The sequence below is a fragment of the Streptomyces sp. WMMB 714 genome (assembly GCF_900090125.1).
GTDB classification, from domain to species: domain Bacteria; phylum Actinomycetota; class Actinomycetes; order Streptomycetales; family Streptomycetaceae; genus Streptomyces; species Streptomyces daqingensis.
Window position 1 is genome coordinate 352527 of the sequence record NZ_FMHJ01000003.1, and the last position, 21247, is coordinate 373773.

The 21247-nt window shown below is 72.3% G+C and carries 15 protein-coding genes; 7 read left to right on the forward strand and 8 right to left on the reverse strand.

Features of this window, described 5'->3' with window-relative positions:
• Window positions 1-855 carry a DUF3097 domain-containing protein gene (locus H181DRAFT_RS06930; RefSeq protein WP_045863327.1) on the forward strand — a complete coding sequence of 285 codons (855 nt, stop codon included), beginning with the start codon at window positions 1-3 and terminating at the stop codon, window positions 853-855.
• A gap of 133 nt (window positions 856-988) precedes the next feature.
• Window positions 989-2227 carry a radical SAM family heme chaperone HemW gene (gene hemW, locus H181DRAFT_RS06935; protein WP_045863328.1) on the forward strand — a complete coding sequence of 413 codons (1239 nt, stop codon included), beginning with the start codon at window positions 989-991 and terminating at the stop codon, window positions 2225-2227.
• Between the two features lie 59 nt (window positions 2228-2286).
• Here hemW and H181DRAFT_RS06940 read toward each other — a convergent pair whose 3' ends face one another.
• Window positions 2287-4299: a SpoIIE family protein phosphatase gene (locus H181DRAFT_RS06940; RefSeq protein WP_254666735.1), complete on the reverse strand. Its 2013-nt coding sequence runs from the start codon at window positions 4297-4299 to the stop codon at window positions 2287-2289.
• A gap of 115 nt (window positions 4300-4414) precedes the next feature.
• Between H181DRAFT_RS06940 and H181DRAFT_RS06945 the strand changes: the two genes are divergently transcribed.
• On the forward strand, window positions 4415-7069 hold the full coding sequence (locus H181DRAFT_RS06945; protein ID WP_254666736.1) for a hybrid sensor histidine kinase/response regulator: 2655 nt from the start codon (window positions 4415-4417) through the stop codon (window positions 7067-7069).
• The gene (locus tag H181DRAFT_RS06950) at window positions 7066-7809 is read left to right on the forward strand and encodes a response regulator (RefSeq protein WP_078895546.1); all 744 of its coding nucleotides are present in this window, start codon (window positions 7066-7068) and stop codon (window positions 7807-7809) included. Before H181DRAFT_RS06945 ends, H181DRAFT_RS06950 begins: the two co-directional genes overlap by 4 nt.
• Before the next feature lie 88 nt (window positions 7810-7897).
• Here the strand turns inward: H181DRAFT_RS06950 and H181DRAFT_RS06955 are convergent, their stop codons facing one another.
• On the reverse strand, window positions 7898-9817 hold the full coding sequence (locus H181DRAFT_RS06955) for an AMP-dependent synthetase/ligase (RefSeq protein WP_045863329.1): 1920 nt from the start codon (window positions 9815-9817) through the stop codon (window positions 7898-7900).
• Between the two features lie 247 nt (window positions 9818-10064).
• Entirely contained in the window at window positions 10065-11936 is a 1872-nt protein-coding gene (gene lepA / locus H181DRAFT_RS06960) for a translation elongation factor 4 (protein WP_045863330.1), read from the reverse strand.
• A gap of 218 nt (window positions 11937-12154) precedes the next feature.
• On the opposite strand from lepA, the gene rpsT reads away from it, so the two are divergent.
• Complete coding sequence (gene rpsT, locus H181DRAFT_RS06965) at window positions 12155-12421, forward strand: 30S ribosomal protein S20 (RefSeq protein WP_045863331.1); 267 nt, start codon at window positions 12155-12157, stop codon at window positions 12419-12421.
• A gap of 474 nt (window positions 12422-12895) precedes the next feature.
• Here rpsT and holA read toward each other — a convergent pair whose 3' ends face one another.
• Entirely contained in the window at window positions 12896-13885 is a 990-nt protein-coding gene (gene holA, locus H181DRAFT_RS06970; RefSeq protein WP_045863332.1) for a DNA polymerase III subunit delta, read from the reverse strand.
• A 55-nt stretch (window positions 13886-13940) separates the two neighbouring features.
• On the opposite strand from holA, the gene H181DRAFT_RS06975 reads away from it, so the two are divergent.
• Together H181DRAFT_RS06975 and H181DRAFT_RS06980 are read left to right on the forward strand one after the other, a co-directional pair.
• On the forward strand, window positions 13941-14189 hold the full coding sequence (locus H181DRAFT_RS06975; protein WP_045863536.1) for a hypothetical protein: 249 nt from the start codon (window positions 13941-13943) through the stop codon (window positions 14187-14189).
• A 382-nt stretch (window positions 14190-14571) separates the two neighbouring features.
• On the forward strand, window positions 14572-15258 hold the full coding sequence (locus H181DRAFT_RS06980; RefSeq protein ID WP_045863333.1) for a TetR/AcrR family transcriptional regulator: 687 nt from the start codon (window positions 14572-14574) through the stop codon (window positions 15256-15258).
• 55 nt (window positions 15259-15313) lie between these two features.
• On the opposite strand, the gene H181DRAFT_RS06985 is transcribed toward H181DRAFT_RS06980, so the two are convergent.
• From H181DRAFT_RS06985 to H181DRAFT_RS07000, 4 genes are all read right to left on the reverse strand, one after another.
• The gene (locus tag H181DRAFT_RS06985) at window positions 15314-17926 is read right to left on the reverse strand and encodes a ComEC/Rec2 family competence protein (RefSeq protein ID WP_254666737.1); all 2613 of its coding nucleotides are present in this window, start codon (window positions 17924-17926) and stop codon (window positions 15314-15316) included.
• A complete protein-coding gene (locus H181DRAFT_RS06990) occupies window positions 17923-18735 on the reverse strand; it encodes a ComEA family DNA-binding protein (RefSeq protein WP_074467745.1) in 813 nt (270 codons plus the stop codon). Before H181DRAFT_RS06990 ends, H181DRAFT_RS06985 begins: the two co-directional genes overlap by 4 nt.
• Window positions 18736-19711: 976 nt before the next feature.
• Entirely contained in the window at window positions 19712-20581 is an 870-nt protein-coding gene (locus H181DRAFT_RS06995) for a DegV family protein (protein WP_045863334.1), read from the reverse strand.
• A gap of 20 nt (window positions 20582-20601) precedes the next feature.
• Window positions 20602-21237 (reverse strand): hypothetical protein, encoded by a 636-nt coding sequence (locus tag H181DRAFT_RS07000; protein ID WP_175439721.1) that lies wholly within the window; start codon window positions 21235-21237, stop codon window positions 20602-20604.
• Window positions 21238-21247 lie beyond the last annotated feature (10 nt).

The window sequence follows — 21247 nt, forward strand, 5'->3', positions numbered from 1 at the left end:
ATGCGCAGCCGTTCCTATGACTCCGACCTGACCCCGCCGTGGAAGAAGCGGCAGCCCGTGCCGGAGGTCCCGGCCGACCCGGGGCTGGTGGTGGAGGAGATCACCACGGGCTACTGCGGCGCGGTGATCCGCACGGAGAAGACGGCGGAGGGGCCGACCGTCACCCTCGAGGACCGGTTCGGCAAGCACCGCGTCTTCCCCATGGAACCGCGCGGCTTCCTGCTGGAGGGCAGGACGGTCACGCTCGTCGGGCCGCAGCGGCCTTCCGGCGGCGCCCGTGCCGGAAGCGGGGACGCGGCGGCGCCCCGGCGCACCGCGTCGGGATCGCTGGCGGTGCCGGGGGCCCGGGCCCGAGTGGCGCGTGCGGGCCGCATCTACGTCGAGGGGCGGCACGACGCGGAGCTTGTCGAGAAGGTCTGGGGCGACGATCTGCGCATCGAGGGCGTGGTGGTCGAGTACCTGGAGGGCGTCGACGATCTTCCCGCCGTCGTGCGGGAGTTCGACCCGGGCCCGGACGCGCGCCTCGGCGTGCTGGTCGACCACCTCGTGCCGGGGTCGAAGGAGTCCCGCATCGCGGCGGAGGTCACTGGCGACCACGTCCTGGTGGTCGGCCACCCCTACATCGACATCTGGGAGGCCGTGAAGCCGTCGTCCGTGGGGATCGACGCCTGGCCGCGGGTGCCGCACGGGCAGGACTGGAAGACCGGCGTGTGCAGGGCGCTGGGCTGGCCCGAGAACACGGGGGCGGCGTGGCAGCGCATCCTCGGCCGCGTGCGGACCTACCGCGATCTGGAGCCGGCGCTGCTCGGCAGGGTCGAGCAGCTCATCGACCACGTGACGGTCGGCTTCTCCTGAGCCGCGGGGCCCGGCCGCCAGGCCCTCGCGGCGCCCGCCGGGCCCGGCCCGTCCCCGCTTGCCGGACGGTCCGCCGCAGCGGAGCGCCCGCCCGTCGTCGTGGACCGTCCGCCCGTCACGGACAATGGGGCGCATGCCCTCCGCACTGCCCGACGGCGAGCCCGTGCCCGAGAGCGGCGCACTGCCGCCGGAAGCCCTGGCCGGCCGCGAAGACCGGCCCCTGGGCTTCTACCTGCACGTGCCGTACTGCGCCACACGCTGCGGCTACTGCGACTTCAACACCTACACCGCAGGCGAGCTGCGCGGTGCCGGGGGCGTCCTCGCCTCCCGCGAGAACTACGCCGCGACCCTGACCGACGAGATCCGCCTCGCCCGCAAGGTGCTCGGGGACGATCCGCGCCCCGTGGAGACGGTCTTCGTCGGCGGCGGCACACCGACCCTCCTCCCGGCCGGCGACCTCGCGCGGATGCTCTCCGCCGTGCGGGACGAGTTCGGGCTGGCGCCCGGCGCCGAGGTGACGACCGAGGCGAACCCCGAATCGGTGGACGCCCGCTACCTGGCGGAGCTGCGGGCCGCGGGCTTCAACCGGATCTCCTTCGGCATGCAGAGCGCACGCGCCCACGTCCTGGAGGTCCTGGACCGCACCCACACCCCCGGGCGCCCGCAGGCGTGCGTGAAGGAGGCACGAGCCGCCGGCTTCACCCACGTCAACCTCGACCTGATCTACGGAACGCCCGGCGAGACGGACGACGACTGGCGCGCCTCCCTCGACGCGGCTCTCGCCGCCTCGCCCGACCACGTCTCGGCCTACGCCCTGATCGTCGAGGAGGGCACGCAGCTCGCCCGCCGCATCCGCCGCGGCGAGGTCCCCATGACGGACGACGACGTGCACGCGGACCGCTACCTCATCGCGGACGAGACGCTCACCGCCGCGGGCCTGACCTGGTACGAGGTCTCCAACTGGGCTGCCGCGAACGACCCTTCCGCCCCCTGCCGGCACAACGAGCTGTACTGGACGGGCGCGGACTGGTGGGGCGGCGGACCGGGCGCCCACAGCCACGTGGGCGGGGTGCGCTGGTGGAACGTCAAGCACCCGGCGGCCTACGCGCAGGCCCTGGCGGGGGGCCGCTCCCCCGGCGCGGGCCGCGAGGTCCTCGGTCCGGAGGACCGGCGCGTGGAGCGGATCCTCCTGGAGCTGCGCCTCGAGGCCGGCTGCCCGCTGGACCTGCTCGCTCCGGACGGTGCGTCCGCCGCCCGGCGTGCGCTCGCCGACGGCCTGCTCGAAGCCGGGCCGTACGAGCGGGGGCGGGCGGTGCTGACGCTGCGGGGGCGGCTGCTGGCCGACGCCGTCGTGCGCGACCTGGTCGACTGACCCTCGCGCGGCCCGGCGGGACCGCGCGTGCGGCACGAGCCCAGGGCCGGCGGGCCGGATCAGCCCTCTTCGCGTGCCCGCGGTTCGCGTGCCCGCAGTACGAGCATCGCCAGGTCGTCCACGGGGGCTCCGTCCCCGAAGTCGTGGACCGCGCGGCGGACCCGCTCGGCCGTCGCCGCGGCGGACAGTCCCCCGCAACCGGCCAGCACCGCGGACAGGCCGTCGCCGTCGTCGAACTGCCGGGCGCCGGACCGCCGTTCCGTGACTCCGTCCGTCACGCACAGCAGCGTCTCGCCCGGCCGCAGGACCACGCTCTGACTCTCGTAGCCGACGTCCTCCACGACGCCGAGCAGCAGTTGCGGCTCCGCCGCCGCCCGCACCTCGCCCGAGAGCGTCCGCACCAGGGGGAGCGGATGGCCCGCGCACACCAGCGTGCACTCCACGCCGCCGTCCGGGAGGGGCGCCAGCTCCCCGTAGACGAGTGACAGGAACCGGGTCTGCTCGCCCACCTCCCGGTTGAGGCGGTCCATGACCTGCCGGACGTCGTACCCCTCGCGTGCCAGCAGCCGCAGCACCGGCCGGGCCAGACCGGTGACGACGGCGGCTTCGGGGCCGTTCCCGCACACGTCGCCGAGCGCGAACCGCCAGCGCCCGTCGCCCACTTCGAAGAAGTCGTAGAAGTCGCCCCCGGCCCACGAGCCCTCACCCGCGGGTTCGTAGACGACCGAGGTCGCCACGCCGGGGATGGCCACGTCACCGGTCGGCAGCAGACCACGCTGGAGCACCCGGCTGATGGTCGCCTGCCGGGTGTAGCGCCGTGCGGAGAGCACGGCGAGAGCGACACGGCGTGCGAAGTCCTCGACGATGCCGATCACTTCGTCGGGGAGGCGCACCAGGCCCGCACGCCCTATGACGAGGCTGCCGACCGTGCGTCCGCCCACGGCGAGACGGCAGCCCACAGCGGCGCCGCCCGGCCCGTACGCGGACGCCTGCCCGGGCCACGGCAGGGGGACGGCCTGCCCGGAGAGCGTCCGCTTCGACAGCGCGGGAGGCGACTTCTCGAGTTCCGCACGGAGTTCGTCCATGCGGTCCTCCTGGGAGTGCCACACGCGCGCCAGCCGGGGCGGGGCGGGCGTATCGGCGTCGGCGAGCCACACGGCGCACCAGTCGGCGAAGCGCGGCACCAGCAACTGCCCGGCCAGGGACGCCACTCGGTCCTCGTCCGTCTGCCCGGCGAGCAGGTCGGACGCCTCCGCCAGGAAGGAGAGGATGCCGTGGTTGACCCAGTCCGTACCCCACTGGGCGCCCTGCGCGGGGCGCAGCGAACTCGGTGCGAGCCTGCCCGTCAGGCTCAGCTCCTGGCCCGGCGGGACGGGCGCCGCGGCGTCGCTGTCCGTGCGGTCCGGTTCGCCGAGGGCGGGGCGCGCGGCGTCCGCGCGGTCACCGGTGCCGTCCGCCTGCCTGGGCAGCCGGACGGTGGCGGGAGCGCCGTCCGCACCGCCCCCCGGACGGTCAGCCGGCTGCTCCGCGGCGCGGCCCGCCGGCATGCCCTCCTCCGGAGCCTCCCCGGGCTGCCAGGGCAGCCGGAACCAGACCGTCTTGCCGCTCCTGCGGTAGCTGACGCCCCACTCCTCGGCGAGCGCGGCGACCAGGCGCAGCCCGTAGCCGGGGACGCTCCCGCCGCCCGCCTCCGGATCGGCGGGCGCACGGGTCTCCACCGCACGCGTGGGGTGCCTGTCCTCGACCTCGACGACCAGGGCCTCGCCCTCGTGGCGGCACTCCAGGCGCACTCCCGTACCGGCGTGCACCACCACGTTCGTCACCAACTCGCTTGCCAGCAGCACCGCGTCGGCGGAGGCGGCGTCCGGCATCCCCCACACGTGCAGGGCGCGGCCCACGAACGTACGGGCCGCCCAGGGCGACGTGGTCTCGCCCGGCAGCACGACCTCGGCCGTGAAGGAGTCCGGACCGGGCACGAGTTCTGACAATTCGGACATGAGGCCGGTCGCGGTGCCGGTTGGCGGCCCGTCGTCCGGTACCGCCCCTCCGGCTTCCCCCCACCACATCGCCATCGCCCCCACAGTGCCGCACCTCAACAGTTCTCCGATTAAAACCCGACGGATACCGCAAGGGTGACAGACTGACCTGATTCATATGCGTCGAGTGACGAAACTGATGGGCGCAAAGATGAGTGGCGATGTCCACGGGCCCTTGGACGGCCCCCCGGTCGCAGACGGCGGTCTGCGCCACGTCCTGCATGCTCTCCGGACCCTGCGCGACGGGGACTTCACCGCCCGCGTCCATGTGGACGGCGATGCCCCGCCGGGGCTGCACACGGAGATCGCGGAGACGGTGAACGAGCTCGCGGCGCGTACCGAGCACCTCTCCTCGGAGCTGGTCCGCCTACGCAACGACGTCGTCCGGCGTGGCCGGATGGACGAGCGGATGAGTGCGAGTCCCGGCCAGGGGGCGTGGACGGACACCGTACGCGCGGTCGACTCCCTTCTCGACACGGTGCTCGGCTCCCGTGCGGAGGCCACTCGCGTACTCGACGCCGTGGCCGACGGCGACCTCTCCCGGCGCGTCGATCTGCACGCGCGCGGAACGCCGCTGCGCGGTGAACTCCGCCGGCTCGGGCGCACGGTGAACCGCATGACCGACCAACTCGCCCTGTTCACCACCGAGGTGACCCGTGCGGCTCTCGACGAGGACGGGGAGGGCGGACGCGGCCAGGGCGGCAAGCACAACGGCCCGGTCACGCCGCACACCACCGTCCGCGGCCTGTCCGGCAGTTGGCGGGACGCCGCCGAAGCGGTCAACCGGATGGTCACGGACCTCCGGGAGACGACCCGCGCGAAGGAGTGGCTGGAATCCAACCTGACGCGGCTCGCCTCCCTGATGCAGGGCCGCCGCGACATACGCGAGATCGCCGAACCGATCATGCGCGAGCTTCCGCCGCTCGTCGGGGCCCAGTTCGGCGCGTTCTTCCTCGCCAGGCGCTCGGAGGCCGGCACCGCACCGGGCGCGGAGGACCTGCGCTACGTCGCCGGGTACGGCACGGCGGCGTACGAACCGGGCGCACGGCCCCGCGGCGGCGTCACCGGGCACAGCCTGGTCGCCCAGGTCGCGGCGGAGAAGCGCCGGCTGGTGCTGACGGACCTGCCCCCGGACTACCTGCCGATCGGCTCCGGGCTGGGAGAGGCCCGCCCCGCGTGCGTGGTGATCCTGCCCGTGCTGTACGAGGACCGGCTGCTGGGCGTGCTGGAACTCGCCTCGTTCCAGGCGTTCAGCGACATCCACCTGGCCTTCTTCGACCAGTTCGTCCACACGATGGGCGTGGCCCTCCAGACCATCAGGGCGAACACGGAGCTGTCGGAGAAGGCGGCTCTGCTGGCGGCGTCCTCGCAGTACAAGACGCAGTTCCTCGCGAACATGTCGCACGAGCTGCGCACACCGCTCAACTCCCTGCTCGTCCTGTCGCAGTTGCTCGCCGACAACGCTGGAGGACGCCTGTCGTCCGAGGAGGTGCGCTTCGCCCAGACGATCCACCGCTCCGGCACGGACCTTCTGCTGCTGATCAACGACGTGCTGGACCTGGCCAAGATCGAGGCGGGCCGCATGGAGGCGCGTCCCCGGCGCCTCACGCTGCGCAAGCTGCTCACCTACGTCGAGGACACCTTCAGGCCGCTCGCACTGGACCGGGGACTGGGCTTCTCGGTCACCGCCGCGGAGGACGCCCCCGAGGAACTGCACGCCGACGAGCGGCGGTTGCAGCAGATCCTGCGCAACCTGCTGTCCAACGCCCTGAAGTTCACCTCCGAGGGCCGTATCAGCCTGCACGCCGCACCCGCCGCGGAGCCGGGCGGCGACGGCGAACCGCTGATCACCTTCACCGTCGCCGACACCGGGATCGGCATAGCGGCCGAGCAACTGCCCCGCATCTTCGAGGCGTTCCAGCAGGGCGACGGATCCACGCACCGCACCTACGGCGGCACGGGCCTCGGGCTCGCCATCAGCCGGGAGCTGGCAGGGCTGCTGGGCGGCAGCATCACCGTGGAGAGCGCCCAGGGCAGCGGCAGCACGTTCACGCTGTGGGTGCCGGTGCACCGTCCGTCCGCCCCGCAGGCCGGGCAGGCGGCACCGGCCGCCCAGCAGGGGCAGAGGGGGGTGCAGGGGTGGCCCGCCGAGCTGCCCGCGCCCCGCGGCGACAACGGCCACGGCCCCCCGGACCCCGGGCATCCGGCGGCGGGGCCGGCCGCGGGCCTCGCAGCGGGGCCTGGGACGGGCGACGGCGCGGTACACGCGGGCACGGGCGACGGCGCGGCGGCCGGCGCACGCGGCACGCCCCTGCCGGCCGGGACCGGACTCCGCGCGGACCTGCGCGAGGAGGACGTCCTGGCCGCCTCCGCTCTCACCGAGTGGCAGAACGGCCGCGCGGCTGAGGTCCTCCGGGGGACGCGGGTACTGATCGCCGACGACGACATCCGCAACGTCTTCGCCCTGACGCACCTGCTCGGCCGGGTCGGCATGTCCGTGCGCTACGCGGAGAACGGCGTCGAGGCGCTGGACGCCCTGGCACGCGAACCCGCCCCCGACCTGGTCCTGATGGACATCATGATGCCGGAGATGGACGGCTACGAGGCCATCCGCAGGCTCCGCGCCGATCCCCGCACCGCACACCTGCCGGTGATCGCCCTCACCGCGCAGGCCATGCCCGGCGACAGCGAGCAGTCGATGGCCGCCGGAGCGTCCGCGTACGTGCCCAAGCCCGTCGTCATCGAACAGCTCCTGGGCACCGTGCTCTCCCTGCTGGACCCTCACCACCCCACGAGGCGGCGATGACCACCGACCACTCGGCTCACATACCGCACACCGCGTATCCCGGGCAGTCCGGCGAGGCCGGAGTGCTGCTGGTCGACGACAGGGAGGACAACCTCGTCGCTCTCGAAGCGGTGCTCGGCACGCTGGAGGTCCCCCTCGTCAGGGCCACTTCCGGTGAGGAGGCGATGAAGGCCCTGCTCCGCCAGGAGTTCGCGGTCGTCCTGCTCGACGTCCTGATGCCCGGCATGGACGGCTTCGAGACCGCCGCCCACATCAAGCGCCTGGACCAGACGCGGGACGTGCCGATCATCTTCCTCAGCGGCGCCGAGTCCGCCTCCGAGGCGGGGTACGCGTTCCGGGGCTACGCCACCGGCGCGGCGGACTACCTCACCAAGCCCTTCGACCCGTGGATGCTGCGCGCGAAGGTCTCCGTCTTCCTCGAACTCCACCGCAAGAACCAGCAGTTGCACAAGTTGCTGAGCTACCAGCGCGACAGGCTCGGCGAGTTCGCACAGCGTCTGGAGGCGGTCGAGCGGCATCTGAGCCCGGACGGCCCCGCCGCCCTGGACGCGGGGGACGCTGTCATTGGAGCGGTCACGGGAGGCGCTGTCACGGGAGACGCTGTCACGGACGACGCCGACGCCGGCGGCCCCTCCGCGGAGGAGAGGGCAGCGCACCGGGTCGCGGACCTGCACGGACTCGCCGCCCGCGTCGCGGAGTTGGCGAAGGCACTGGAGGAACTCCGGAACGACATGGGCTGATGATCCGAGTCGGAGAGCAGGGGGCAGCCCGCACACAGCGGTGCCGGGCAGTCGTCCGACCACCCGGCACCGCTGACGGTTCTGCCTTCTACGCTTCGCGCGTTCCGGCGTACATCTCCTCGATGAGGTGCCCGAACTCCCGCTCCACGACAGGGCGCTTGAGCTTGAGGCTGGGTGTCAGCTCACCGTGCTCGATGTCCAGGTCGCGCGGAAGGACCCGGAACTTCTTGATGGTCTGCCAGCGCTGGAGACCGCTGTTCAGCTCCTCGACGTAGCCGTCCACCATGGCCCGGACCTCGTCGCTGGTGACGACCTCCGAGTAGGGCTTGCCCTTGAGCGTCTCCTGCTCCTCCGCCCACGCCGTGAGGCTGACCTCGTCCAGGGCGATGAGGGCGGTGCAGAAGTTGCGGTCCGCTCCGTGCACCAGGATGTTCGAGACGTACGGGCAGAGGGCCTTGAACTGGCCCTCCACCTCGGCGGGGGCGATGTACTTGCCGCCCGACGTCTTGATCAGGTCCTTCTTCCGGTCGGTGATCCGCAGGTAGCCGTCCTCGGAGAGCTCGCCGATGTCGCCGGTGTGGAACCAGCCGTCGTCCTCGAGGACTTCGGCCGTCTTGTCGGGCAGCCCGTGGTAGCCCTGCATGATGCCCGGACCGCGCAGCAGGATCTCGCCGTCCTCCGCGATGCGCACCTCGGTGCCGGGCAGCGGCTTGCCGACGGTGCCCGTGCGGTAGGCCTCGCCCGGGTTGACGAAGCTCGCTGCGGACGACTCGGTGAGGCCGTAGCCCTCCAGGATGTGGATGCCGGCGCCGGCGAAGAAGAAGCCGATGTCCGGCGCGAGCGCGGCGGAGCCCGAGACGCAGGCCCGCAGCCGTCCGCCGAAGGCCTCGCGGAGCTTGGCGTAGACGAGCCGGTCGGCCACGGCGTGCTTGGCCTTGAGACCCGCCGGGGCGGTGGCGTTGCCGGTGCGCCGGAAGTTCTCCTGGGTGACCTTGGCGTATTCGCGGGCGACTCCGGCCGCCCACTGGAAGATCTTGTACTTGGCGGTGCCGCCGGCCTTCGCCTTGGCCGCCACACCGTTGTAGACCTTCTCGAATATCCGCGGCACCGCGGCCATGTACGTCGGCTGCACGACGGGGAGGTTCTCGATGATCTTGTCGATGCGCCCGTCGACGGCGGTCACGTGCCCGGCCTCGAGCTGGCCTGCGGTGAGCACCTTCCCGAACACGTGGGCCAGCGGCAGCCAGAGGTACTGCACGTCCTCGTCGGTCACCAGCCCGGACTGCGCGATGGCCTTGGCCATGTACGACCAGCAGTCGTGCGGCAGCCGTACGCCCTTGGGCTTGCCGGTGGTCCCGGAGGTGTAGATGAGCGTGGCCAGCTGGTCGGAGCGCAGCGCACCGATCGTGTCCTTGATGGCCTGCGGGTGCTTCTCCAGGTAGTCGCCGCCGCGGGAGATCAGCTCGTCGAGGGTGAGGACCCAGCCCTCCGGGTCACCGTGGTCCGGGCCCGCGGCGGCGGGAGCGCCCTCGGGGGTGGTGTCGCCCGGCTCGATGAGGACGACGTGCTTGAGGTTCGGCAGCTCTCCGCGGCGCTCGCGCACCTTCGCCAGCTGCTCGGCGTCCTCGGCGATCAGCACGCGGCTGTCGGAGTCCGCGAGGATGAACGCCGTCTCCTCGACGTTGGTGCTGGGGTAGATGGTCGTCGTCGCCGCACCCGCGCACAGGATGCCCAGGTCGGAGAGGATCCAGTCGACTCGCGTCGCGGAGGCGATGGCGACGCGCTCCTCGGGTGTGACGCCCAGCGACATCAGGCCCGCGGCGATGCCGAACACGCGCTTCGAGGCCCCTGCCCATGTGTAACTGCGCCACTCGTCGGGTCCCTCACCGGACGCCGACGGGACGGGATAGCGGTACGCCTCGGCGTCCGGGGCGGTCTCCACCCTTTCCAGGAAGAGCGTCGCCACGGAGGGCGGCCGGTTCTCGATCAGGGGTTGTGTGTCGCTCACGACATCCTCCGCTGGCCAGCGCTTCTGCTTGGTGACTTGCGCGATGAGCCCTTGTTGACTCACGAGTAACTATGGGGGCGGGGCCAGCCTAGAGGGCCGTGCCGCCTTACGTAAGGGGGTGCCGGTCCGCATTGACCTGATCGCCGCCCGATCGTCACAGGCCCCTCAGAATGCACGAGGGACGGACCGCGCCGGTCCGTCCCTCCATGATTCCGCGTCGCACCGCCGACCGGTGAGGCCCCGGCGGCTACTTTTTCGCCTTGCTCCCCTCGGCGGGGCCGCTGTCCGTGGAGAGCGCCGCGATGAAAGCCTCCTGCGGGACCTCGACCCGGCCGACTACCTTCATCCGCTTCTTGCCCTCCTTCTGCTTCTCCAGCAGCTTCCGCTTACGGGAGATGTCACCGCCGTAGCACTTCGCCAGGACGTCCTTGCGGATCGCCCGGACCGTCTCACGCGCGATGACCCGGGCGCCGATCGCCGCCTGGATGGGCACCTCGAACTGCTGGCGCGGGATGAGCTCGCGCAGCTTGTTGGCCATACGGGAGCCGTAGGAGTACGCCTTCTCCTTGTGGACGATCGCGGAGAAGGCGTCCACCTGGTCCCCCTGGAGCAGGATGTCGACCTTGACGAGGTCGGCGCTCTGCTCGCCCGTGGGCTCGTAGTCGAGCGACGCGTAGCCGCGGGTACGGGACTTCAGGGCGTCGAAGAAGTCGAAGACGATCTCGGCGAGCGGCAGCGTGTAGCGCAGCTCGACACGGTCCTCGGAGAGGTAGTCCATGCCCTGCAGTGCCCCGCGGCGCGACTGGCACAGCTCCATGATCGCCCCGACGAACTCGCTGGGAGCGATGAGCGTCGCCCGTACGACCGGCTCGTGCACCTTGTCGATCTTGCCGCTCGGGAACTCGCTCGGGTTGGTGACGATGTGCTCGGTGCCGTCCTCCATCTCCACGCGGTACACGACGTTGGGAGCCGTGGCGATCAGGTCCAGCCCGAACTCGCGCTCCAGCCGCGCCCTGATCACCTCCAGGTGCAGCAGGCCGAGGAAGCCGACCCGGAAACCGAAGCCGAGGGCCACGGAGTTCTCCGGCTCGTACGTCAGCGCCGCGTCGTTGAGCTGGAGCTTGTCCAGTGCGTCGCGCAGCTCCGGGTAGTCGGAGCCGTCCAGCGGATACAGGCCCGAGAAGACCATCGGCTTCGGGTCCTTGTATCCCGGGAGAGCCTGCTCGGCGCCCTTGGTCAGGTGGGTGACGGTGTCACCGACCTTGGACTGGCGGACGTCCTTCACACCCGTGATCAGATACCCGACCTCGCCCACGCCGAGGCCGTCGGCGACCGTCATCTCGGGCGAGTTCGTGCCGATCTCCAGCAGCTCGTGGGTGGCGCCCGTGGACATCATCCTGATGCGCTCGCGCTTGCCCAGCTGACCGTCGACGACCTTGATGTAGGTGACCACGCCCCGGTAGGCGTCGTAGACCGAGTCGAAGATCATCGCACGGGGAGGCGCGTCGGCGACGCCCACCGGCTGCGGGACCTGCTTGACGACCTCGTCCAGCAGCTCCTCGACGCCCTCGCCGGTCTTCGCGGAGACCTTCAGCACGTCCGCCACGTCGCAGCCGATGAGGTGGGCCAGCTCCGCCGCGAACTTCTCGGGCTGCGCCGCGGGCAGGTCGATCTTGTTGAGCACCGGGATGATCGTGAGGTCGTGCTCCATCGCCAGGTAGAGGTTGGCGAGGGTCTGCGCCTCGATGCCCTGCGCCGCGTCGACCAGCAGCAGGCACCCCTCGCAGGCGGCGAGGGAGCGGGAGACCTCGTAGGTGAAGTCCACGTGCCCGGGGGTGTCGATCATGTTCAGGATGTGCGGGGCGTCCTTGGCGCCGGTCGGCGCCCAGGGCATGCGCACGGCCTGGGACTTGATCGTGATGCCGCGCTCGCGCTCGATGTCCATCCGGTCGAGGTACTGGGCACGCATCTGCCGGTCCTCGACGATGCCGGTCAGCTGAAGCATCCGGTCGGCGAGCGTCGACTTGCCGTGGTCGATGTGCGCGATGATGCAGAAATTACGGATCAGCGCCGGGTCGGTGCGGCTCGGCTCCGGCACGTTCGATGGGGTGGCGGGCACGCAGTGTCCTGTCGGGTCTGTCGGTCTGGCGGAGGAAGCTCCCGGAGGAGGCGTTCTGGCGATTCGCAGCCTCCATCGTCCCATGAGCGAGGGGGCGGAACCGGATTGGGAGGCCACAGGGCCTGCTGGTAGCCTGGCCCACTGTGCCTCGTGCGCTCTGGCAGGAGTCCACGGTGGTATGGAACGCATCATCACCGAACCCGTAAAGGCATTTCTTCGTGGCGAACATCAAGTCCCAGATCAAGCGGATCAAGACCAACGAGAAGGCGCGTCAGCGCAACAAGGCGGTCAAGTCCGAGCTCAAGACGGCGATCCGCCGTACTCACGAGGCCGTTGCCGCCGGTGACGCGCAGAAGGCCGGCGAGGCCCAGCGCGTGGCGAGCCGCAAGCTCGACAAGGCCGTCAGCAAGGGCGTGCTGCACAAGAACAACGCGGCGAACAAGAAGTCCGCGCTCGCGCAGCGGGTCTCCTCCCTCAAGGGCTGAGACCGCTCCCTGCCGGTGCGATTCGACGGGCCCTCTCACTCCGTCCCGTACCGGCTGCCACACAGCGTGATGTCTCACACGTGAATTCGCGCCGCACGCGGCCTGCGTTCGCCACGCGGGTGCGGCGCCGGAGATCGCCAGTCGATCCCTGAACGAACCGACGAAGGTCCCGCAGCGCTTTCCCCGAGCACTGCGGGACCTTCGCGTGCGCGGGGCCGGGGGCAGGGCCGGAGTCGGGGCCGGGGGCAGGTGGCGCGCGAGGGCGTGCGGGAGCGAGGGGCGAGAAGCTGGGGCGCGAGCCGAGAGGGGCGCCGATCCGGGGGCGCCGGGGTCGGGGCTGGAGGAACGAACGCGTCCTCGGGCTGTGCGGGGGGGGCCGCCGGTCCCCGCCGGCGCGGCTGGAGGCAGAGCTGAGCCTGGAGCAGCCGACCGGCCGACTGACCGGCTGACCGACCGGCCGGTGATCTTTTGCGGTCAGCGGGGACGGGCGGACCTCGCCACTGTGATCACGGCCTGTTCGAGTGCGTACTCCGGGTTCTCCCCGCCGCCCTTGACGGCCTCGTCCGCCGCCGCGACCGCGCGGAGGGCGGTCGAGACGCCGTCCGCCGACCAGCCGCGCATCTGCTGCCGCACCCTGTCGATCTTCCACGGCGGCATGCCGAGTTCGCGGGCGAGATCACCGGGGCGCATGCCGCGCGGGGCCGACGCCAGCTTGCCGATGCTCCGCACGCCCTGGGCCAGAGCGCTCGTGATCAGTACGGGCGCGACCCCCGTATGGAGAGCCCAGCGCAGCGTCTCCAGCGCCTCCGCCGCCCTGCCCTCCACGGCGCGGTCCGCGACGGCGAAGCTCGATGCCTCGGCGCGGCCGGTGTAGTAACGCGCCACGACCGCGTCGTCGATGACGCCCTCCACGTCCGCCGTCAACTGGACGCAGGCGGAGGCCAGTTCACGCAGATCGCTGCCGACGGAGTCGATCAGTGCCTGTGCCGCCTCCGGCGTCGCGGAGCGGCCCAGCCGGCGGAACTCGCCCCGTACGAAAGCGAGCCGGTCGGCGGGCTTCGTCAGCTTCGCGCAGGCCACCTCACGCGCCCCCGCCTTGCGCGCCGCGTCCAGCAGCCCCTTGCCCTTGGGGCCTCCCGCATGGAGCAGCACGAGGGTGATCTCCTCGGCCGGTGCTCCTATGTATGCCTTCACGTCCTTGACGGTGTCCGCCGACAGATCGTGGGCGTTCCGCACGGCGACGACCTTGCGCTCGGCGAAGAGCGAGGGACTCGTCAGCTCGGCGAGGGTGCCCGGCTGGAGCTCCGCCGCGGCGAGCTCACGCACGTCGGTGTCGGCGTCGGCGGCCCGCGCGGCCGCCACCACCTCCCGCAGCGCACGGTCCAGCAGCAGTTCCTCCTGGCCCACCGCGAGCGTCACGGGGGCCAGCACGTCGTCAGTCGTCTTCTTGCGCGTACCAGCCATCGCCGAACAGCATCCCACGGCGCACCGACACCTCCGCCTGCCGCAGAATGCGGTGGTGACTGACGAACGACACATCCTGGTCCTGCCCGACCGGGACACGGCCGAGGAGGTCGCCGAAGAGGTGAAGCACCGCTTCGAGGGACCGCACGACGAACCGCAGCTGGTACGCGAAGAACTCGCCGGCGAGGACGACGCCGAGGACGCGCAGTGGCTCGTCGTCCTCGAGGCGCCCCGGGGACGGTACGACCCGGAAATGCTGGAGACGCTCGCGGACGAGTACGAGGGCTGGCTGGAGAAGGACTGACGGTGTCCCGGGGCCCCTTGGCGGTCCCGGAGGCCAAGGTGCCCAACTGCGGCTCCTGGCAGGCCGATGACGCCGCCGATGCCAGCCACGGAGGCGGCGTCGAGCCCCAGGACGTTGGCGAGGGGACCGACGGCACTTCCCGGAGGTCGGGCCCCGTTCCCGGAGGACGGCACATAACCGGAGGTCGGCACGCTCCCGGACGACGGCAGCTCGCGTTTTCGCGAGGCCGGTCACGGGCTCCGGCTCGCGTCGGCGGGCCAGCCGTATCGCGCCTTCCGGGCCAGGTCCGGTGTGCCGGATGCGGGTTCCGTTTCCCCCCGGGCACCGGCCTGGGCCGCCCCGTACGCGTTGACACCGGCGTCAACACGCATATGCTCCCCGCGTGGCACCACGACAACAGCAGCCCTGGGCGACCAGGACCAAGCACGACCGGCGGGACGCGTACACGCGCGCGGTTCTTCTCAAGGCCGCGGGCCACGTCTTCGCGCAGCGGGGTTACGGGCCGACGACCATAGCCGCGATCACCGCGGAGGCAGGGCTCTCAAGGGCGGCCTTCTACGTCTACTTCGCCTCCAAGGCCGAGGTCTTCCGCGTTCTCGCATGGCAAGTGCGCGACGCCTTCCTCACCGCGCAGGAGGTTCCGGGAACGGACCCGGACGACCCCTACGCGGTGGCGCGGGCCTCCGTCGGTGCCTTCATCGCCGCCTACGCCCGGCATCTGCCGCTGCTGGGCCTCTTCGAACAGCGAGCGCTCGCCGACGAGGAGGTCGCGGGGCTGTGGGCGGAGCTCCAGCGCCGCCCACTGCACCGTCACGCCCGCTACGTACGGAGGCTGGCGGAGGCCGGGCAGGCCGATCCCGTCGTCGATCCCCTCTCCCTGGCCCGGGCCGTCGGGTCGATGTCGGCGACCTGGGCCGCCCTGGTGGCCGCCGACCCGGACGCGTACGAGGACGCCGTACACGACGTCACCACCATGTACCTGCACCTGCTCCGCGTCAGCCCGGATACGGCGCACGTCTCGGGCGACGTCCGGCGGGGGTCAGCGGTCGGGGACGCCGCGAGCGGCTGAGACTCCGCCACCACGGCTCGAACTCCCCGTCGGGCACGCGCTCTTGGAGCAATCGTCAGTTGCCGTCCCCCTGCTCCCGTTGTCGTTCCTCACGCTGTACGACGACGGCCGGGGCTACGCCCCCGCCCCGGCTCTCGCGCCCCCGTATCCGCGAGACCGTGACGGCGAGGGCGCCGTTGCGGTCGGTGCGCCTCACGAGGGCACCGGCCGAGCGGAGCGCAGCGAGTGTCCGCGGCGCCGGATGCCCGTACGGGTTGTCCGCACCCGCGGAGATCAAGGCGATGCGCGGCCGGATCCGTGCGAGCAGAGGCGGGTACTGGTAGGCGGAGCCGTGGTGAGCGACCTTCAGGACGTCGACGGGCGGCAGCCGGGGGTAGGCCGTCAACAGCCGCCGCTGCGCGTCCGGTTCGAGGTCTCCGGGTAGCAGCAGCCGTATCCCGCGGGTGCGGAAGAGCAGGGTGATGCTTGCGTCGTTGGCACCGGCCGGCCGTACTCCATGGGCTGTTCGCGGCAGCGGCCACAGCGCCTGCCACGTCAGCTCTCCCGCACGTCGGCGTTCACCCGCTGTCGCACCGATGACGGGCACACCCCTCTGCCGGGCCGTGCGACGTACGAACTCGGCCTGGCCGGGCGGCTCTTCGTGCGAGGTCGTCTGGATGGCCCCCACTTCCCGCCCCTTCAACACGCCTGGCAGACCGGCGACGTGGTCAGCATGGAAGTGCGTGAGCACGAGCAGCGGAATGGCGGAAACATCCAGCGCACGCAGGCAGTTGTCGACTGCTCCCGGTTCCGGGCCCGCGTCGACGACTACGGCCGTACCCCTCTGCCCCGTGGCCAGAGCGAGCGCATCACCCTGCCCGACGTCGCACGCCACGACCCGCCAGCCGGGCGGCGGCCATCCCGTGAACGGCCGCACCAGAGGCACGGGCCGCGTCAGTGTGATCAGCAGAAGCAGGACGCAGAGCGCACACAGCCACGGCCGACGGGTCAGGTCGAAGCGTCTGACGAGAAGCGCCGCCGCCACCAGCAGGGCCGCGAGCATCAGGGCGCCACCCCAGTCGCCCGGCCAGCTGATCTCCGCCCCAGGCACGTCGGCACCTGTGCGGGCCAGGGCGGCGATGCCGTCCGTGGGCCAACTGGCCAGCCAAGCCGCCCCCTTGGCGAACGGCATGGCCAGCGGGGCCGAGGCGAGGGCTGCGAAGCCGAGCACCGTCGCGGGGGCGACGGCGAACTCGGCCAGCAGATTGCACGGCACGGCCACCAGGCTGACGTGCGCCGCGAGTACCGCCACCACCGGTGCGCAGACCGCCTGGGCCGCACCGGCCGCCGCGAGCGCTTCGGCGAGGCGCCGGTTGCAGCCTCTCCCCCGCAGCGCGGCACTCCAGCGAGGGGCGAGCGTGAGCAGCGCCCCGGTCGCGAGGACGGACAGCAGGAACCCGAAGTCGACGGCCAGCCAGGGGTCGATCAGCACGAGCAGCAGGACTGCGGCAGCGAGCGCGGGCAGCAGGGAACGCCGCCGCCCCGTGACCAGCGCGAGCAGGGTGATCAACCCGCAGGCGGCGGCCCGTATGACGCTCGGTTCAGGACGGCAGACCACCACGAAGCCCAGCGTGAGCAGCGCCCCGAGCACTGCCGTACCGCGCAGCGGGATGCCCAGCCGGGGGGCGATCCCGCGCCGTTCGGCGAGTTGGGCCGTGCCGGGCGGACCGACGAGGACGGCCAGCATGATCGTCAGGTTCGCTCCGCTGACCGCCAGCAGGTGCGTCATGTCGGTGGTGCGGAAGGCTGCCTGAAGATCGGGCGCCAGGCGTGAGGTGTCGCCGACGACCAGGCCCGGCAGCAGACCGCGGGCGTCCCCGTCGAGTTCCCCGGTTGCCTCCCGGAGCCCCGCGCGCAGGCCGCCGGCCGTGCGCTGTGCGGCGGAGGGCGCCCTGAACACCCGCGGAGGCCCGTCGGCATCGACTCGGAACACCGCCGCGATGTCCTGCCCCCGCCCGGTGCGAGCCGGCGCGAGGAGACGGCCGTCGAGACGCAGCCCCGTCGAGGGGAGCAGCCGCCGCCATTCCGCCGCGCCCGGGCCGTCCCGCTGCCTGACAACGACGAGCACCGGCGTCCGGACTGTGCGGGCGCGGGCCGCTTCCTTCCCCGTCTCCGCCGCCGGGCCGGTTCCGTCAGGCCGTGCCGTACGTGTCACCCGGCTCCGGGCAGTGACACGGGTGGCTTCGGCCTCGAACAGCAGGGCTGCCGGGGCCTGTTGGGCACCGTGCACGCGAGGGCGCATGGGGCGTGGATCGCCCTTGACGGTCAGGTCGAGCGTCACGCGGGCGTGCTCGTCGGCAAGGCGGGGCAGCGGACCGCGACGCAGATCCGCCGCGTGCAGGGCGGCGACAGCGCCACCGGCGGCGGCACACAGCAACGTCAGGGCTGCTGTGGCGGCCAGAACGGGTGCTCGCTCGGACCGTGCCGGACCTCTTGTGCGGTCTGCCTTCGCCAGGACGAACAGGAGCCCGGCCCCGGCCGCGCATGCGGCCGCCCCTGCCGCGGCCGCCGTCCCCGGAACCCCGAGAGCCAGCGCGGCCGCTGCCCACGCGGCCAGGGCGGGCGGCACCAGCCGCAGGTCCGCCGGCCCCTCCCGCGGACGGACCGGAGCCGCCCGCGTTCCGTTCACGGGCTGACCTTCGGTTCGATGTCGGCGAAGCGCCGTTCGCCGATCCCGTTGACGTCCTGAAGCTGGTCGATGGACGTGAAGCCGCCGTGTGCCTCCCTGTATTCGATGATGTGCTGCGCGAGAACGGGGCCCACTCCGGGCAGGGTCTCCAGTTGTTCCGCGGTGGCCGAATTGAGGCTCACCGGCTGCCCCTGCTCCCCACCGCTCCCGCCGCCGGCGGCGCCGCCCGGCGCGGCACCGGCCCCGGCCCCCTTGCCCGGTCCGCCCGCCGTCGGCGCACCACCCGCGACGATCTGCTCCCCGTCGACGAGGCGCCGGGCCCGGTTGAGGCCGCTGACATCCGTGCCGGGCTTCACTCCGCCCGCCGATTCGAGCGCGTCGGCCACCCGGGAACCGTCCGGCAACCGGTAGATGCCCGGCTTGCGGACCTTCCCGGCGACGTCCACCACGAGCCGCTTGCCCGGTGCACCCGTACCTCCGGCGCCCTTTCCCCGCGGGCCGCCCTCAGCCGCCGGCCCGGCCCCCGCGGCCGCCGGACCGCGGACACTCTCAGCCTCCGGGGCACGGACTTCGTCGGGACGCCCGGCGAGGAAGTGCCGTACACCGAACAGGACGGCCACGACCAGGACGACCCCCAGAACGATCAGCGTGCGCAACTCGATTCCGCACCGCAGCTGAACCCACAGCGGCAGACGCTCACGGACGGCGAGCAGGAACCCGCCACGGCGGGCGCCGGCAGCGCCTGCCCCGGAGTCCCGGCGCTCCCCCGCTCCGCTCCTCCCACCGGCGGATGTCTCCGTCCGGGCCATCTCCGCACCTCCCGCACCTCCCCCGCCCCGGTGGTGCCCACGAGACGGCACCACCGGTGTCCGAGCCATGGCCGTGAGGACGTCCGAGGCGCCCTCCGACGGCTTCCGTCCGTGCCCGGCGGCCGCTCGCCGCGCCCTCCCCCGTCGCACGGCAGCCCTCGCCGACGCCACGGCAGCAGACCGGGGCAGAACCCCTACGCCGCCCGCCCCGCCGGAGGGCTCTTCCGGCGGGGCACCCTCCGCCGGAGGGCCGAGCCCCGCGACCGATCGAGCCTCCGTGCCCAGCGCCACTGACGCAGCGCGGCTCGGGGCGAGTCCCCGGGACCTCGGTTGGGGCAATGCGGCTGCGCCTTCGGCGCCCCTGCCACCGTCAGGCCCTTGCTGGTCGGTCCCCTGATCCGCCCCGCTCCCACCGTCCGGCTGCCGCCGCCGTACGGGCAGAGGCGGGCGGCGAACCGCCTCCCCGGCGCTTGCGCCCCCTGACGCTCCGTCCACCGGAACCTCCCGGGCCGCCCTGCCCGTCGGTCTCGTCCCCGGAGAGGCCGAGGCAGCGGGAGGCGAGGCGCTACGAGCGGCTTCGTCCAGGAGCGCCGCAGCCCGCGTTCCCGGCCCGTCCGGCCGCGCCCCCTCCTCCGGGGCGGATGGCCCACGGGAACGGCAGGCCCTGGAGACGAACCGCCGCCGGACGGGCCGCGCGCGCCCCGGCGGCGCCGTGCCACCCCGTCGCCGCTCCAAGGCTCCAGCGGGGCGAGGGGACGGGGCCCCGCCCTCGGACGCAGGCGACGCGGGCCGCCCGTGGGACCGAGCCCGGGTACGCGAGCGCGCCGACGGTCCCCGAGGCGGATGCGTAGGGCGGGAGGAGCGAGAGGAACGAGATCGGATGCTCATGCCGACGGACAGTAGGCAATCGATCGCGAACTATGTGATCTTGGTCAATTCCTGTGGATAACCGACCAGTTGCGGAAAATCCCGCCACTCACCTGAGTGACACCACGGCCCCCAAGAGGCCGGGCCCGGTATGGGCTCCGATCACAGCGCCCACTTCGCTCACGTGCAGTTCGCCGAGCCCTGGCACGCGGCCGCGCAACCGCTCCGCGAGATCGTCCGCACGCTGCTGCGCAGCCAGGTGGTGCACGGCGATGTCGACATGCGAGTCGCCCGCCCGCTCCACCACGAGCTCCTCCAGCCGCCCGATGGCCTTGGACGCCGTACGCACCTTCTCCAGCATCGCGATGCGTCCGTCCACCAGCTCCAGCAGCGGTTTGACGGCCAGCGCGGAGCCGAGCAGCTTCGCCGCCGCGCCGATGCGTCCACCCCGCCGCAGATAGTCGAGAGTGTCGACATAGAAGTACGCGGACATTCCCTCTGCCCGCTTCTCCGCAGCCGCCACGGCCTCGTCCAACGAGCCGCCCCTCGCGGCCGTCTCGGCAGCCTCCAGCGCGCAGAACCCCAGCGCCATGGCGACCAGACCGCTGTCCACGACCCGCACGGGCACCGGTGCTTCCCGTGCGGCCACCACCGCCGCGTCGTAGGTTCCCGAGATCTCACCGGACAGATGCAGCGAGACGATTCCCTCCGCTCCGGCCTCGGCGGCGGCCCGGTAGGCCTCGGCGAAGACCGCGGGGCTCGGACGGGAGGTCGTCACCGCTCGCCGCTCACGCAGGGCCTCCTCCAGGGAGCGCGCCGAGATCTCGGTGCCCTCCTCCAGGGCCTGGCCACCGAGCACCACCGTCAGCGGCACGACGTCGATGTGGTGACGGACCAGCGCCGTCTGCGGCAGATAGGCCGTGGAGTCGGTGAGGACCGCCACCCGGCGGGACCCGTGACGAGACGTGGTGCGGGACATGAAGCGAGGCTACCGCCGTCTCACGAGGTGCTCTGCGGACGGCCCTTGTCGAGACGGGGACGCTCTGCACGCTGCTCATCGAGCTGCTCAGCTGCGTGGACCTGCTGTTCCACTCCCTGCCAATGACGGAGGGCGCCCGACTCGACCTCGATCTGCTGCCGCAGCGCGTCCAGCCCCTCCGCGTCGTACTGCCGCGCGCGGTCCTGCGCAGCGAAACGCAGCGAGTCGGCCGATTCCTTGATCCGGGAGACCCGTTCCCGGACGTCGGGCATCAGAGCCGCGGTCCGCTCCTTGTCGGGCTCCTTCTCCATCAGCAGACGCAGTTCGCCGTCCAGCTGCCTGGCGTGGTCGTGCAGCCTGTTCAGCAGTCCGAGGGCCTCCTGGAGTGACGGGTCCCTGCTGACGTCCGACTCCAGCGCACGCCGCGTGCTGTCGATGGACGCGCGCAGTTCGAGGCGCTTGCGGGCGATCTCCCCCACCGGACCGGGCTGCGCGCTCTTGGCGCGGAGCGTCGTCTCCTCGACGGTCCGGCGGACCTGCACGCCGGTGCGCTCGACACCACGCTGCACGGCTCGCGTGACGCGCACCGCCGCGATGACGCCGAATGTCACGAACAGCACGAACAGCAGCGCCAGCATGCCGATGACGAATTCCACGAGCGCTCCT